Annotated in this window: 14 protein-coding genes; 6 read left to right on the top strand and 8 right to left on the bottom strand. The window is 44.9% G+C overall.

Annotation, left to right across the window (positions count from 1 at the left end):
- Positions 1–17: 17 nt before the first annotated feature.
- The 3 genes from RAC86_RS05165 to cueR form a co-directional block, all read right to left on the bottom strand.
- The gene (locus RAC86_RS05165; protein ID WP_003224186.1) at positions 18–917 is read right to left on the bottom strand and encodes an NAD-dependent epimerase/dehydratase family protein; all 900 of its coding nucleotides are present in this window, start codon (positions 915–917) and stop codon (positions 18–20) included.
- 159 nt (positions 918–1,076) lie between these two features.
- The gene (locus tag RAC86_RS05160; RefSeq protein ID WP_041520908.1) at positions 1,077–2,411 is read right to left on the bottom strand and encodes a hemolysin family protein; all 1,335 of its coding nucleotides are present in this window, start codon (positions 2,409–2,411) and stop codon (positions 1,077–1,079) included.
- Positions 2,412–2,471: 60 nt separating this feature from the next.
- Complete coding sequence (gene cueR / locus RAC86_RS05155) at positions 2,472–2,903, bottom strand: Cu(I)-responsive transcriptional regulator (protein ID WP_032727347.1); 432 nt, start codon at positions 2,901–2,903, stop codon at positions 2,472–2,474.
- Between the two features lie 157 nt (positions 2,904–3,060).
- Here cueR and RAC86_RS05150 point away from each other — a divergent pair, with 157 nt between their 5' ends.
- Positions 3,061–4,242, top strand: coding sequence for a pyridoxal phosphate-dependent aminotransferase (locus RAC86_RS05150; RefSeq protein WP_072566007.1), 1,182 nt, complete (start codon positions 3,061–3,063; stop codon positions 4,240–4,242).
- Positions 4,243–4,550: 308 nt separating this feature from the next.
- Positions 4,551–5,936: a hemolysin family protein gene (locus tag RAC86_RS05145; RefSeq protein ID WP_014113198.1), complete on the top strand. Its 1,386-nt coding sequence runs from the start codon at positions 4,551–4,553 to the stop codon at positions 5,934–5,936.
- Positions 5,937–5,949: 13 nt separating this feature from the next.
- Here RAC86_RS05145 and crcB read toward each other — a convergent pair whose 3' ends face one another.
- From crcB to RAC86_RS05130, 3 genes are read right to left on the bottom strand one after another with little or no spacing between them, the layout of a single operon-like run.
- Positions 5,950–6,306 carry a fluoride efflux transporter CrcB gene (gene crcB, locus RAC86_RS05140; protein WP_061188269.1) on the bottom strand — a complete coding sequence of 119 codons (357 nt, stop codon included), beginning with the start codon at positions 6,304–6,306 and terminating at the stop codon, positions 5,950–5,952.
- Positions 6,303–6,698: a fluoride efflux transporter FluC gene (locus RAC86_RS05135; protein WP_072566008.1), complete on the bottom strand. Its 396-nt coding sequence runs from the start codon at positions 6,696–6,698 to the stop codon at positions 6,303–6,305. Before RAC86_RS05135 ends, crcB begins: the two co-directional genes overlap by 4 nt.
- Positions 6,685–7,416, bottom strand: coding sequence for a glycerophosphodiester phosphodiesterase (locus RAC86_RS05130; protein ID WP_072566009.1), 732 nt, complete (start codon positions 7,414–7,416; stop codon positions 6,685–6,687). Before RAC86_RS05130 ends, RAC86_RS05135 begins: the two co-directional genes overlap by 14 nt.
- Before the next feature lie 234 nt (positions 7,417–7,650).
- On the opposite strand from RAC86_RS05130, the gene RAC86_RS05125 reads away from it, so the two are divergent.
- The 3 genes from RAC86_RS05125 to RAC86_RS05115 all read left to right on the top strand — a co-directional run bounded on the left by RAC86_RS05125 (position 7,651) and on the right by RAC86_RS05115 (position 9,839).
- Positions 7,651–7,758, top strand: coding sequence for a YhdX family protein (locus RAC86_RS05125; RefSeq protein WP_003224203.1), 108 nt, complete (start codon positions 7,651–7,653; stop codon positions 7,756–7,758).
- A 149-nt stretch (positions 7,759–7,907) separates the two neighbouring features.
- Positions 7,908–9,023: a small-conductance mechanosensitive channel protein MscY gene (gene mscY / locus RAC86_RS05120; RefSeq protein WP_014113203.1), complete on the top strand. Its 1,116-nt coding sequence runs from the start codon at positions 7,908–7,910 to the stop codon at positions 9,021–9,023.
- Between the two features lie 72 nt (positions 9,024–9,095).
- Positions 9,096–9,839 carry an NAD-dependent protein deacylase gene (locus RAC86_RS05115; RefSeq protein ID WP_072566010.1) on the top strand — a complete coding sequence of 248 codons (744 nt, stop codon included), beginning with the start codon at positions 9,096–9,098 and terminating at the stop codon, positions 9,837–9,839.
- Positions 9,840–9,867: 28 nt separating this feature from the next.
- On the opposite strand, the gene RAC86_RS05110 is transcribed toward RAC86_RS05115, so the two are convergent.
- Positions 9,868–10,716, bottom strand: a complete 849-nt coding sequence (locus RAC86_RS05110) for a polysaccharide deacetylase family protein (RefSeq protein ID WP_014113205.1) — start codon at positions 10,714–10,716, stop codon at positions 9,868–9,870.
- A gap of 285 nt (positions 10,717–11,001) precedes the next feature.
- On the opposite strand from RAC86_RS05110, the gene dat reads away from it, so the two are divergent.
- Entirely contained in the window at positions 11,002–11,850 is an 849-nt protein-coding gene (gene dat, locus RAC86_RS05105) for a D-amino-acid transaminase (RefSeq protein ID WP_072566011.1), read from the top strand.
- Positions 11,851–11,892: 42 nt separating this feature from the next.
- Here the strand turns inward: dat and nhaC are convergent, their stop codons facing one another.
- Entirely contained in the window at positions 11,893–13,200 is a 1,308-nt protein-coding gene (nhaC, locus tag RAC86_RS05100; RefSeq protein WP_377885424.1) for a Na+/H+ antiporter NhaC, read from the bottom strand.
- Between the last annotated feature and the right edge of the window lies 1 nt (position 13,201).

Raw genomic sequence — 13,201 nt, 5'->3', positions numbered from 1 at the left:
TCTGCTGCTTTTTGTTTTTATATTTTGGATAATGAAAGCTGATCCTCTGGCAGTGCTTTGAGTGAGCCGTCATTGTTTAATACAGAACGCCATGTATAACGCGGTTCATAACCAAGGATCTTTTTCGCTTTATCGATTGCCATCAGCGTTTCATATCCTTTTATATCTCTTTTTAAAGAGACATCCGGGAAAAACCGCTTAACTAAGTCTTCACTCGGTTCTTTCATGATGGTGTCCGGCGCAGTAATATGGAAGACATCGTTCCCGAGATTATTTTTTTCGACTGCAAGGAGGCAAGCGTGTGCTGCATCTCTTACATCGCAATACGCCCATGCATTTTTCTTTTGTATCTCTTTTTGCTGCTCGTTCCAGTGCATGCCAGGGATTTTTTCGTACTCATCAGGCTCATATATATTCGCAAAACGGAGAGTGACAATTTGTGTTTTGGTAAGCTTTGAATACATATCTGAGAGAATTTCAGTCAGCCGTTTTGCCATGGCATACGATGATTTTACGATCGTCGGGTGCTCCTCGTCTACAGGAAGGTAGCTGAGCTCTTTCGGGACAAACGGATATCCCAGCACCGTTTCACTTGAGGCCCATACCAGCTTAGGGATTTTAAAATCTTTACAGGCTTCCAAGACATTAAAATTAACGAGCATATTATTTTCAAATATCGCCTGGGATGTATTCCTGACATCGGTCGGGATATTCCCGAGGTGGACCACAGCATCACAGCCCATAATAAGCTGGCATACCTGGCCATAATCCCGCAAATCTGCTTGAATAAATTTTTTCGATGCTGATTCTTCTCTTAATAATCGATCTGACGCTGTCACATCGTGGCCGGCCTCCAATATTGTTCTTACGGCCCACCGTCCTATTTTGCCTGCTGCCCCAGTTACCACTACTTTCATGTTTTCACTCCTTTTTCTTGTTTTAAATGAGATCGAACCCCCTGATTAGACTTCCCGAGGATTAGCGTTTTATTAGCAACAGTTTTCATAGGAGCAGAATGGGGAGGCTAAAACAAAACATAATAAAAAAGACACCTCAATAAAAGGTGTCTTTTCACATTATGCTTCTTTCGGTTCTCCAGCTTCGACCAGCTCTTCAGCCGCAAGCTTTTTAACTTCAATATAAGCGACGTGGTGACCGTCAATTTCGTTGATGATAAATTCGCAGCCTTCTTCGATGATAGAATCGCCTTTTTCAACATCGTATTTTTGGGTAAGGAACCAGCCGCCGATTGTATCGACTTCTTCGTTCTCTAAATGGATGCCGAGCAGGTCGTTTACTTGATCGATCAACACTTTTCCGTCAAGAATATAATGGCCTTCGCCGATTTTGCGGATTTCGTTGATTTCATCAATATCAAATTCATCGCGGATTTCGCCGACGATTTCTTCGATAATGTCTTCAACCGTCACGAGCCCGGCAGTCCCGCCGTATTCATCAGACAGGATGGCCATGTGGACCCTTTCTTTTTGCATTTTGACAAGCAGATCTTGGATCGGCGCAGATTCAATGACATGAATGATCGGGTTGACGAATTGAGAAATGGTGGAATCAACAGATACCTCGCCGCTGATGCAGGCGGTCAGCACTTCTTTAATATTAATAACCCCGATAATGTTATCCTTATCGCCCTCTTCTACAGGGTAGCGGGTATATTTTTCAATCTGAATGATGTCCATCATTTCAGAAATCTTGATATCATGCGGAAGGCTGACAATTTCGGTCCGCGGAATCATAATTTCTTTCGCGAGCCTGTCATCAAATTCAAAGATTTTATTCACATATTTAAACTCTGACTGGTTAATTTCACCGCTTTTATAGCTTTCAGACAGAATGATTCGCAGCTCTTCTTCAGAGTGAGCGAGTTCGTTTTCTGAAACGGTCTCCAGGCCAAATGCTTTTGTCAATAACCGTGCGGAATTGTTCAAAAGCCAAATGAACGGGAACATAATGCGGTAAAACCAAATCAACGGTTTCGCAAACAGCATAGACACTGCTTCCGCCTTTTGGATAGCGACTGTCTTAGGTGCAAGTTCTCCGACAACAACGTGCAGGAACGTGATAATGGCATACGCAAAAATAAACGATATGACATGTGAAAGGGAACCTGGAACGTTCAATTGTACGAAAAGCGGGTGAAGCATCCTTTCAATCGTTGATTCACCTAAAACCCCTAATCCGATGGAAGTCAATGTAATTCCGAGCTGACACGCAGATAAATATTCATCAAGATGCGTGGTCACTTTTTTTGCGGCTATTGCTGCTTTATTTCCTTCCGCGATCAGCTGATCGATCCGTGAGCCTCTGATTCTGATAATGGCAAACTCAGATGCCACGAAAAATGCCGTCAGGGCGATTAAAACAGCAACTAAAATCAAATTCACTATGTCCAATTAGAACCTTCATTCTAGCAATGAGAATGAAGGTAACACCTCCTGTTAGATAGAATGGTTTTAACTTAACAGCAGCATAAATGATTGGAACACGGCGAGCTTTTCGGGCGGGAGCTTGCTTTTCAGCTTGTCACGATCCTCGGGCTTCAGCCGTTCAAACCGATGCAAGATTCCGGAGATGTTTTGATTCATATGATCAATTTCTAATGCCAGATTTCCAATTTCATCATCAAGTTTAGCTGAAGAGGGAAACTGGTTCTCCAGTCGATCTTTAATATCGGACAGGGCCAATCGCTGCTTCTTACAATCTACAATAAATATAAGCCGTTTGAGTGCATTTTCGTCGTAGTAACGGTAATTTGAACAGGATCTGGCCGGCGTAAGCAGACCGATATTCGTATAATAATCAACTGTTCGTTTCGTTACTCCGGCAAGTGCCGCTAGTTCACTGATGCGATAAGTCTCAGCCCCATCTATATCCCTCCCAACCATCACGTTATAGTTATGAGAATAGTTTAATATATGAATGGTGTCTTGCACAAGTTTATTGTTTTTTTCCAGACGGGAACTGGAAGTTGTGGAATTCATCATCTGATTGAAGTAACATAGAAAGATAGAATTTTCAAACTTTTATATGAGGAAGGGACAGATGATATTGGCTGGGTTATCCCGGGAAATTGAAGAAAACTTAAATAAAGGCTCATGGATTCGCAAGCTGTTTGATGAAGGCGCAAGGCTGAAGAAAGAGTTCGGGGATGACCAGGTATTTGATTTTTCACTCGGCAACCCGATTGTTGAACCGCCTGAAGCTTTTAAAAGAGCGTTAATAGAGGAAGCTGAAAAAGGCCATCACGGATACATACAAAACCAAGGGCTTCCGGCAGCGAGAGAAAAAGTCGCGCAATTTCTGGCTTCCCGTTTTGAAGCAGAGTTCTCGGCGGAACGCGTCGTCATGACGGTGGGCGCGGGCGGCGCATTAAATGTCGCGTTAAAAAGTATCGTAAACCCGGGAGAAGAGGTCATTATTCTCACACCTTATTTTGCCGAGTATAAATTGTATATTGAGAACTACGGAGGAAAGGCTGTCAGCTGCCCGTTGACGTCCCGGTTCGAGATCGATATAGAAGCGGTAAGGCAATCGATCACTCCAAAGACGAAAGGGCTGATTCTCAATACACCTCATAACCCGACAGGTACCGTACTCAGCCAGAAAAATATAGATGATTTAGGCGATTTATTAAAAGAAACAGAAGAGAAGAGCGGCCAGACGATTTATGTGCTGTTTGATGAACCGTACAGTCAATTAATCTATGATGAAGAGCTGGCAAATCCGTTTCAATCGTATCATCGTGTGATCTTGGCGAGCTCATTCAGTAAGGATCTTGGTATAGCCGGGGAGCGGCTCGGGTATATCGGTTTAGACAGCAAGATGCCGGATGCCGGCCTTTTGATCAACGCTTTTGTGTACTGTAATCGAACGCTTGGATTTGTGAATGCGCCTGTCATGATGCAGCGGGCTGTGGCAAGAATGGGTGATTTAAGAGTAGACGCAAGCGCTTATAAAGAGCGCAGGGATTTAATGGTCGGCATTTTAAAGGAAGCCGGTTTTGAATTTGAAATGCCAAAGGGTGGCTTCTTTGTTTTTCCGAAATCGCCAATTGAGGATGAAGTCGCATTTTGCGTGCATGCCGCCCAAAAATACAAACTATTAATCGTGCCGAGCAGCGGTTTTGGAATGAAAGGGCACTTCCGTTTATCCTTCAGCGTGCCGACCGAGCAGATTAAAAACTCACGGGATATTTTCATATCCTTATATAGGGATTTTGCTTAGGAAAGCAAAGAAAAAGAAAACGGCTTTAAATGCTGTTTTCTTTTTTATTCACAAAACCCTTCCTCTTCCAATCCAAACAGGCAATAGAATTGACAGGCTGTGCCTGACAAAAGTCTAAAAATTAAAAATCATTTTTGGAATGAGTTGTGTTACAATAAAATATACAAATTATAATCAAACTTTGACTTGGAGGTGGTATGATGGGGCCCTCTGCTTAGGCTACAATACACCGCGTACCTCAATGTTAAGGAAAAATGATTATATCAGGAGGTGACTCCTTATCCTTTCCATGAGGGGGATAAGGTTAAATGGACGATATTGACAGTCTGATTTTAATTGGCGTGCTCATTGCTTTAACCGCGTTTTTCGTTGCGAGCGAGTTTGCGATTGTTAGAGTAAGGAGATCCAGAATAGATCAGCTTATAACGGAAGGAAACAAACGGGCGATACTCGCAAAGCGTGTCATTACAGATTTGGATGAATATTTATCCGCATCCCAGCTGGGCATTACATTGACATCAATCGGGCTTGGCGTGTTGGGGGAGCCGGCATTTGAACGGCTGCTGCATCCATTGTTTGAACCGCTCGGCCTGCCGGAATCGGTTTCTCATGCGATCTCATTTGCGGTCGCATATGGCTTGATTACATTCCTGCACGTTGTTGTAGGTGAGCTTGCCCCGAAAACGGTCGCGATTCAAAAGGCTGAACAGCTGACCTTGCTGATAGCGGGTCCATTGCGTTTATTCTATTTGCTCCTGTTTCCGTTTATTTGGATCCTCAATGGATCGGCGCGGTTTTTATGCGGCATGTTCGGTTTAAAGCCTGCGTCAGAACATGACGGTTCCCATTCTGAGGAAGAACTCAGAATGCTGTTGTCTGAGAGTTTAAAAAACGGAGAGATTAATCCGTCTGAATATAAATATGTAAATAAAATTTTCGAATTTGATAATCGGATCGCCAAAGAAATTATGATACCGCGGAAGGAAATGGCAGCTGTGTCAACAGAGATGACAATGGCCGAGATGCTTGAAGTCATGCTGAAGGAAAAATACACGCGCTGGCCTGTCACAGATGGGGACAAAGACAGTGTCATCGGTTTGGTTAATACGAAGCATTTGTTTTCCGATTTGCTGTTTATGACAGAAGAGGAACGAATGAAGATGACGATCCATCCGTATGTGCGGCCCGTAATCGAAGTGATGGAAACCATCCCGGTTCATGACTTGCTGATTAAAATGCAGCGCGAACGTATTCATATGGCCATATTGTCTGATGAATACGGAGGAACCTCGGGACTTGTGACGACAGAGGATATTCTTGAGGAAATTGTCGGCGAGATCAGAGATGAATTTGACGAAGATGAACAGCCGCTGATCCAAAAGCTTGGCGACCGCCATTATGTGATGGACGGAAAGGTTCGGATCGATCAGGTGAACAGCCTTCTTGGCGCATCCATTCAAGAGGACGTCGATACGATCGGCGGACTGATATTAAAAGAAAACATCGATATTGAGGCTGGTGAATCCATCCGCATCGGTTCATATACGATAAAGGTGCTGAAGATGGACGGCCGATTAATCAAACAAATCGATATAAAAGAAGAAGCTGGCAACACAACCGGGATTACGGCGCACCACACGCTGCCAATGCCCGAACCTGTGATGCTGAACAGTGCAACCTTGAGCGAGAAATAAGCTCAAGGTTTTTTTACGTTGCAATTGTCCAGCCGCACCAAAATGCCAAAAGCGACCCGCAAATCGTCAGGGCGATGTACAGGATGCTTTCCATTACGCGTTTGGCCAGCAGGAGCTGAACACTTTCAACGCTGAAAGTGGAAAAGGTCGTGAAGGCGCCAAAAAAACCCGTGCCGATGATGAGGGAGGCCGAAGCATTTGTAACGTGAAGCCCTGTGAATATTCCAAGCCCGAGAGCTCCGAGAATATTGACTGTTACTATGCCGATGGGCAGGCTGAGACCTTTGGATTTGGCGGTTATGACATTGCCAACCCAGAAGCGCAGCATCGCGCCAAGACCGCCCGCTATGAAGATACCCGCTAGTGTCATCTTTCCTGCAGCCCCTTTCTTAGCAGAATGCCTGCTATGCGCCGTCCCGCCAGAACGCCAATCAGTGCAAGAACGATTCCCGATATCAGTGAGACTGCCATATACAAAACAGCCAGTGAGGATTGTGCTTGCAATAGCATCACCGTTTCTTTAGAAAACGTAGACATTGTCGTAAATCCGCCGCAAAAGCCGGTGCCTAAAAAAGCCGACAGCAGAGGCCGTTTTGCCCTGATCATAAAAAAACCGGTCAGAATGCCTAATAGAAGGCTGCCTGCCGCGTTTTCCAGCCAGGTTGCTGCCGGGAATTGATCGGTGTGTATCCACATGTTTAATCCGTATCGGAGGCAGGCGCCAAACGCGCCTCCGATAAAAACTGCGCTATATATTTTCATGTTTTCCATCCTTTTTGATGAAATCCGGGTAGTCTGTTACGATGCCGTCCACACCCATGGCTTGTAATTTTGCTGCTATCTTTTGATTCTTGACAGTCCATGCGAATACTTTTAAGCCATTTTTATGGGCGGAAGCGATCATCAGCCGGTTGAGTCGTGTGTATTTTATATTGACATAGTTTGCGATAGATTGGCAGGCCTTCAGCTGATTTCTGGACAGCATGCCAAAATTGGGCCTTGTAATGACTGCTGTCGGAATCGATGGATAAAGCTCACGGAACCTCTGGACGGAGCGGAATTGAAAGGATTGGACAATATTGTTGATAGAAAAAGAAAATTGCTCTAACAGCTGTCCCACTTCTTCTTCAATTCCGACTTGAGATGGATGGCCTTTTAATTCAATTAAAAGGCCGATTTTTTTATGGTAGCGCCTAAGTACCGCTTCCAAGGTTGGAATGCGCTCTCCCTGAAAAGCGGGGCCGTACCAGCTTCCTGCATCGAGCTTTTGCAATTCCTCCAATGTAAAATCCTTAACAAAACCCGAGCCGTTTGTTGTTCGGTCAACCCTGTCATCGTGTATCACAACAATCTGCCTGTCTTTTGTAAGCTGGACATCCAGTTCGATCATATCTGCATTCTTTTTCGCCGCAAGGTCAAATGCGGCAAACGTATTTTCCGGAGCGTAACCTGATGCTCCGCGATGGGCAATGGTGTACAAGCTAAGTCAGCTCCTCGTATGGGCATTTCTGTTATTGTATCAAATCCATATATGCGCGGCGATACAAACTGGTGAATTTTTTCTGCCATAATCGGAATGGTCCGGGCTGAGGGCTGCGTATAACTAAAAAAAGACACTCAGCGCATCAGAACATATTTCGCCAGGAAATTAGGCCTTTCGACATATTCACAAAACATTCTGTTACTTTATAATAGCAAAAAAGGAGGCGAGATCATGGGAAAAGGGAGAATCAGAGTGGAGGAAAGAATTAAAGCCGAAACGGATGCTGAAATGCAAAAAGCAACTCTCCTTGATCAGACACAAACGAAAAAAAGTAAGTGACTGTCCCTATTGAATCTGGCTGATAGATGAATTGAGAAATGACCCCGGCGGAACGCCGGGGTTTTGTGCTGTAAAAAGACATTTAGAAGAGCATCTTTACGAATCTTTTAGTATAATAAACATTCGATTTAAATAGAAGGGAGACTGTCATGCCAGATTATCTGCAGCAATATTTCACGCTTGATAAAATCATACAAATCGGCATCAGCTTGGCGATTTTGCTGGTGTTTCTTATACTCAGAAAATTGTTCACAAGATATTTCTTTAACCTGCTTTTTAATTTGACAAACCGGCCGAAAACAGAAATTTTCAAACAGGTGGTTCTGGCGTTTGAAAAGCCGGCCAGATGGTTTTTTGTTGCCTTAGGGCTGTTTTTAGCGATCCGGTATTCACCGTTTTTAGACGAACAAATGCCGGTCATCAGCAAAATATATCGCTCACTGATTGTTGCGTTATTGTGCTGGGGGCTTTGTAATTTGACCGCAGCGTCGTCGTTTATTTTCCATAAGGTGAATCAGCGCTTCGAGCTGGACATGGATGACATTCTGGCGCCGTTTTTATCCAAATTGCTCCGTTTTGTCATCATTGCGCTCAGTGTCAGTGTGATCGCTCAGGAATTCAATTATGATGTCAACGGGTTTGTGGCGGGCCTAGGTCTTGGCGGGCTGGCTTTTGCGCTTGCAGCGAAGGATACCATCAGCAACTTCTTCGGCGGTATCATTATCATTACTGAAAAGCCGTTTACCATCGGTGACTGGGTGGAGACGTCGACAGTAACCGGATCAGTAGAAGATATTACCTTCAGGAGCACGAGATTCAGAACAGCACAGGGGGCGCTTGTAACGGTGCCGAACTCTACGCTGTCGATGGAAGCGATCACGAACTGGACGAGAATGACCAAACGCCAGATCACGTTTTCCATCCATGTGTCCTATGCAACGCCGATTGAGAACCTTGAACGCTCCATTCGTTCTCTCAGAACCATGCTCTTAGAACATGAGGGCGTTGATAATGAAACGATCATGGTCAACTTTGATACGTTTGCCGACAGCTACTACAATTTATTTTTCAACTTCTATACAAAAACAACGGTTTGGGCTGAAAACCTTGATGTTAGAGAGGATATCAACTATAAAATTATTGAAATTCTCGCCGCAGAAGGTGTTGAGTTTGCATACCCCGGCCAAATGGTTTTTGTAAAGCAAAAGCACCAAAACGATCCGTTCCAAGTCAATCTGAATAAAGAGGAAAAGGAACGGGCTTAAAAGGGAAAGACTTCGTCTGACAGAGGCGGAGTTTTTTTCGTGGTAAAATAAGAGAAAAAAGGCGGTGTTGAGTTGGAAGCATTCAGAAATATTTTAAATGAAGCGCAGCGAATTATCGTGCTGACCGGAGCGGGGATGAGCACAGAATCAGGGATTCCCGACTTTCGTTCAGCCGGGGGCATTTGGACGGAGGATGCCTCAAGAATGGAAGCGATGAGCCTTGATTACTTTATACACCATCCGCGTCTGTTTTGGCCTAAATTCAAAGAATTGTTCCAGATGAAAATGAGCGGCAGCTTTGAACCGAATGAAGGGCACTTGCTTTTAGCTGAGTTGGAGAAAGAAGGGAAGCAGGTCGATATTTTTACGCAAAACATTGACGGTCTCCATAAAAAAGCCGGGAGCAGACATGTTTACGAACTGCATGGCTCTATCCAGACAGCAGCTTGTCCGGCATGCGGCGCCCGTTATGAGCTCCCTCATTTGCTGGAGCGGGAGGTGCCAGAGTGCACGGCGCCCGGAAAAGATGGTGACATTTGCAGAACGGTATTAAAAACCGATGTTGTTCTCTTTGGCGATGCCGTCTTGCACTTTGACACCCTTTATGAAAAGCTGGATCAAGCAGATCTTTTATTGGTCATCGGCACGTCTCTCGAAGTTGCTCCGGCGAGATTTGTGCCTGAGGACGCAAGCCGGATTCCCGGCCTGAAGAAAGTCATCATTAACCTCGAGCCGACGTATTGCGACAGCTTGTTTGACATGGTTATCCATCAAAAAATTGGGGAGTTTGCCCAAAGTTTGGGCATAAAAAAGTGAGGCCGCCATATGCGTGCGCCTCACTTTTTTATTCATGAACAGGAACCATGGTGTCCTCTAACACTCCGAAGGAATAGCCTTTTTCTTTTAGTTTATTGATTAATGCCGGCAGCGCGTTTACGGTAGCGGGAAGATCATGCATGAGAATGACATACGGCCTGCTTGAATGGCTGTGTTCCATATTCTCAAGCTGCTGTAATACTGCCGTCACATATTTTGAATTCCGGTATTTCCAGTCCATGCTGTCAATCGTCCAATCCCAGTACACAAAACCGTCTTTCTCAAGATTGCGGATTTGTGAAGCGGTCAGTGACGGCTTGCTCCCGTATGGCGTTCTGACAAGATCGGTTTTATATCCTGTAATGTCTTGCAGCGTGTCACGCGCCTCCTGCATTTCTTTTAACGGAGATGTCGGTGTTTGATAGAACAATTTGTTATTATGGGTGACGCCGTGTAAACCGAGGGCGTGGCCTTCCTTTTCTGCCCTTTTCACCGCTTGTTTGAATTCGTTCATCCGCGGTGACAGCATAAAAAATGTCGCTTTTACATCAGCGCTTTTCAGTACGTCGAGCAAGCGGGTTGTATAGGCTGACGGGCCATCATCGAAGGTTAAGTAAACCGTCTTATCTCCCATGTTCTGCTTTGTCTGCAGATGTTTGATCAGAAGATCGGGGGAGTCGTTTTTCAGCTTCAGGCTTTCCTTCTCATTGCGAAGCTGGCCGTTTGTAGTGACAGTGACTTCCTTTGCTTTCGATGAGCTGTTGGAATACCCCAGAATCACCATAAGCAAAAGCAGCACACATAAAACTGCTAAACTTGCAAATTTAAAAGCAAGCGAAACTGCAGAAGGAGAAGCGTCTCCTCTTGTTTGTCGCATAACAATCTCTCCATTGGCATAAAATCTCTACATACTGCTGTACAGCAGGCAGCTTATGAAGATGCCATATGTTTACAACCTATGTATTACCAGTCAAGTATACAGGAATAAAACTGGAAAGAACATAGAAAATTTGTCGAAATATCAGATTTTAAGGAAAAAATAAACTCCTTCCCGCTATAGATCTCTTGGATCTTTCTGTTTTTCAGCTAGTCCAATATGGTAGAATAAGTGACAATGACAGCTAGAAAAACATCAGGGAAATCTCGAAAAGGGAGGGCTATTATGAAGGTTTTAGTCAACGGCCAGCTGATCGAACGCAGCGAAGCTTCGATCGATTTGGAAGATCGCGGTTATCAGTTTGGTGACGGTATCTATGAGGTTATCAGGGTGTACAAAGGGGTATTGTTTGGCTTGCGCGAGCATGCGGAGCGTTTTTTCAGAAGTGCGGCTGAAATCGGAATGTCACTGCCGTTCAGTATAGAAGATTTAGAGTGGGACCTGCAAAAGCTTGTACAGGAGAATGCGGTTAGTGAGGGAGCGGTATACATTCAGACAACAAGAGGTGTGGCGCCGCGAAAACACCAGTATGAATCTGGACTTAAGCCGCAGACTACTGCTTACACATTTACCGTGAAAAAACCGGAGCAAGAGCAGGCATACGGAGTGGCAGCCATTACAGATGAGGATCTTCGCTGGCTGAGATGCGACATTAAGAGTCTGAATTTACTGTATAATGTTATGACCAAGCAAAAAGCCTATGAAGCAGGAGCATTTGAAACGATTTTACTAAGAGACGGCACTGTTACGGAAGGTACATCCTCTAACGTTTATGTTGTGATCAATGGGACGGTGCGAACGCATCCAGCTAATCGGCTCATTCTCAATGGAATTACACGGATGAATATTTTAGGGCTTATTAAAAAGAACGGGATCGAGCTTGAAGAGACGCCTGTCAGTGAGGAAGAACTGAGACAGGCGGAAGAGATCTTTATTTCGTCAACGACGGCAGAGATCATTCCAGTCGTGACGCTAGATGGAGAATCGGTCGGAAGCGGTGAACCCGGACCGGTGACAAAACAGCTTCAGGCTGCTTTTCAAGAAAGCATTCAGCATTCAGCAAGCATTTCATAATGAAACATAAAAAAAGAGCCCGCTTTGCACGCGGAGCTCTTTTTATTTTTTAATAAATCCAACCAAAATTGAGATCATCGGCGATATATAGAGGAAGAACGTAAACGGGATATAGTCTATGACGGGAACACCAAGTGCGCTCGCCATAAAAGCACCGCATACTCCCCAAGGGATCAACGGATTCATTAATGTCCCGCCGTCCTCTAAGGATCTGGAAAGAAATTTTCGCTGGATGTTTTGTTTGTCGTATAAGGTTTTAAATGATTGTCCCGGTATTAATATTGAAAGATACTGTTCTCCGGTTGCCAAATTGATGCCGATGCTTGAACAGACAGTTGCCGCAATCAGCTGGCCTTTTGAGCGGATGCCTTTCATAACACCTTCCAATAGCGCGGAAATCAATCCGATTTTCTCCATCAGCCCGCCGAGTGCAAAAGCAATCATAATGAGCGAGACTGAGCCCATCATGGATTGCAGTCCGCCTCTGTTGATAATTTTAGCGGCGGCCTCATTGTCAGTTTCGAACGTCGTGCCATTTTGCAAAGCTGTCATAAACGCCTGCAGGCTGCTGTCAGGTACAAAAATAGCAGTCAAAATTCCCGAGGAAATAATTCCGGCAGTCAGCACGGGAATCACGGGCACACGCCTAACCGCCAGCAAAACGACTAAGAGCGGTGAAAGAAGCGCCCACGGCGTTACGTTTGCGGCATCCTTGATTCCGGTTATGACATGTTGAATATCATCGGTTGAAGCAGTGTCCGCTGACACAGATAAACCGAGAAAGTAAAACAGTACGACGGTGATGAGCAAAGCCGGAATAGTAGTGCCCATCATATGGCGAATGTGTTCAAAGATTGGTATTTCGCCTATGCCGGCGGCAAAATTGGTTGTGTCCGACATCGGCGACATTTTATCACCAAAGCATGCGCCGCATATGACCGCGCCTGCCGTCCATTCAAGCGGAACGCCGGCCGCGCTCGCCACTCCGATCAGCGCGACCCCAATCGTGCTCACAGTTGTCAGGCTTGAGCCGACAAGCGTGCTGATGATCATGCAGGAAAACAAAGCAGTCAAAAGAAGGTGGCTGGGTTCAATAAAGGAAAGGACATAAACCGTTACGGACGGTATTGCGCCGCTGTACATCCAAGCGCCGATTAAGATGCCGATCAGCGCCAGAACGATAATTGGCTGTACGCTGTTCTTGATCCCATCTGTAATCCCTTTTTCTAAGGACTTCCAGGAAAAACCGAACCATAAACCGGCAGCTGAAAGCATGATAACACATAGAAACAGCGGAATATGTGGTTCTGTATGAAGCAAGAATAAGCAAGAAATAATGATTCCTAACATA

This window comes from Bacillus sp. LR_5 (genome assembly GCF_042709275.1).
The sequence above is the reverse complement of the archived record's forward strand: the minus strand, read 5'-3'. Positions and strand labels throughout refer to the sequence as shown.

Excerpts from the sequence above, each read along its gene's own strand:
- dat (WP_072566011.1), top strand. The coding sequence starts at position 11,002 with ATGAAGGTTTTAGTCAACGGCCAGCTGATCGAACGCAGCGAAGCTTCG.
- crcB (WP_061188269.1), bottom strand. The coding sequence starts at position 6,306 with ATGACACTAGCGGGTATCTTCATAGCGGGCGGTCTTGGCGCGATGCTG.
- RAC86_RS05135 (WP_072566008.1), bottom strand. The coding sequence starts at position 6,698 with ATGAAAATATATAGCGCAGTTTTTATCGGAGGCGCGTTTGGCGCCTGC.
- mscY (WP_014113203.1), top strand. The coding sequence starts at position 7,908 with ATGCCAGATTATCTGCAGCAATATTTCACGCTTGATAAAATCATACAA.
- RAC86_RS05125 (WP_003224203.1), top strand. The coding sequence starts at position 7,651 with ATGGGAAAAGGGAGAATCAGAGTGGAGGAAAGAATTAAAGCCGAAACG.
- nhaC (WP_377885424.1), bottom strand. The coding sequence starts at position 13,200 with ATGTTAGGAATCATTATTTCTTGCTTATTCTTGCTTCATACAGAACCA.
- RAC86_RS05165 (WP_003224186.1), bottom strand. The coding sequence starts at position 917 with ATGAAAGTAGTGGTAACTGGGGCAGCAGGCAAAATAGGACGGTGGGCC.
- RAC86_RS05110 (WP_014113205.1), bottom strand. The coding sequence starts at position 10,716 with ATGCGACAAACAAGAGGAGACGCTTCTCCTTCTGCAGTTTCGCTTGCT.
- RAC86_RS05145 (WP_014113198.1), top strand. The coding sequence starts at position 4,551 with ATGGACGATATTGACAGTCTGATTTTAATTGGCGTGCTCATTGCTTTA.
- RAC86_RS05150 (WP_072566007.1), top strand. The coding sequence starts at position 3,061 with ATGATATTGGCTGGGTTATCCCGGGAAATTGAAGAAAACTTAAATAAA.
- cueR (WP_032727347.1), bottom strand. The coding sequence starts at position 2,903 with ATGGTTGGGAGGGATATAGATGGGGCTGAGACTTATCGCATCAGTGAA.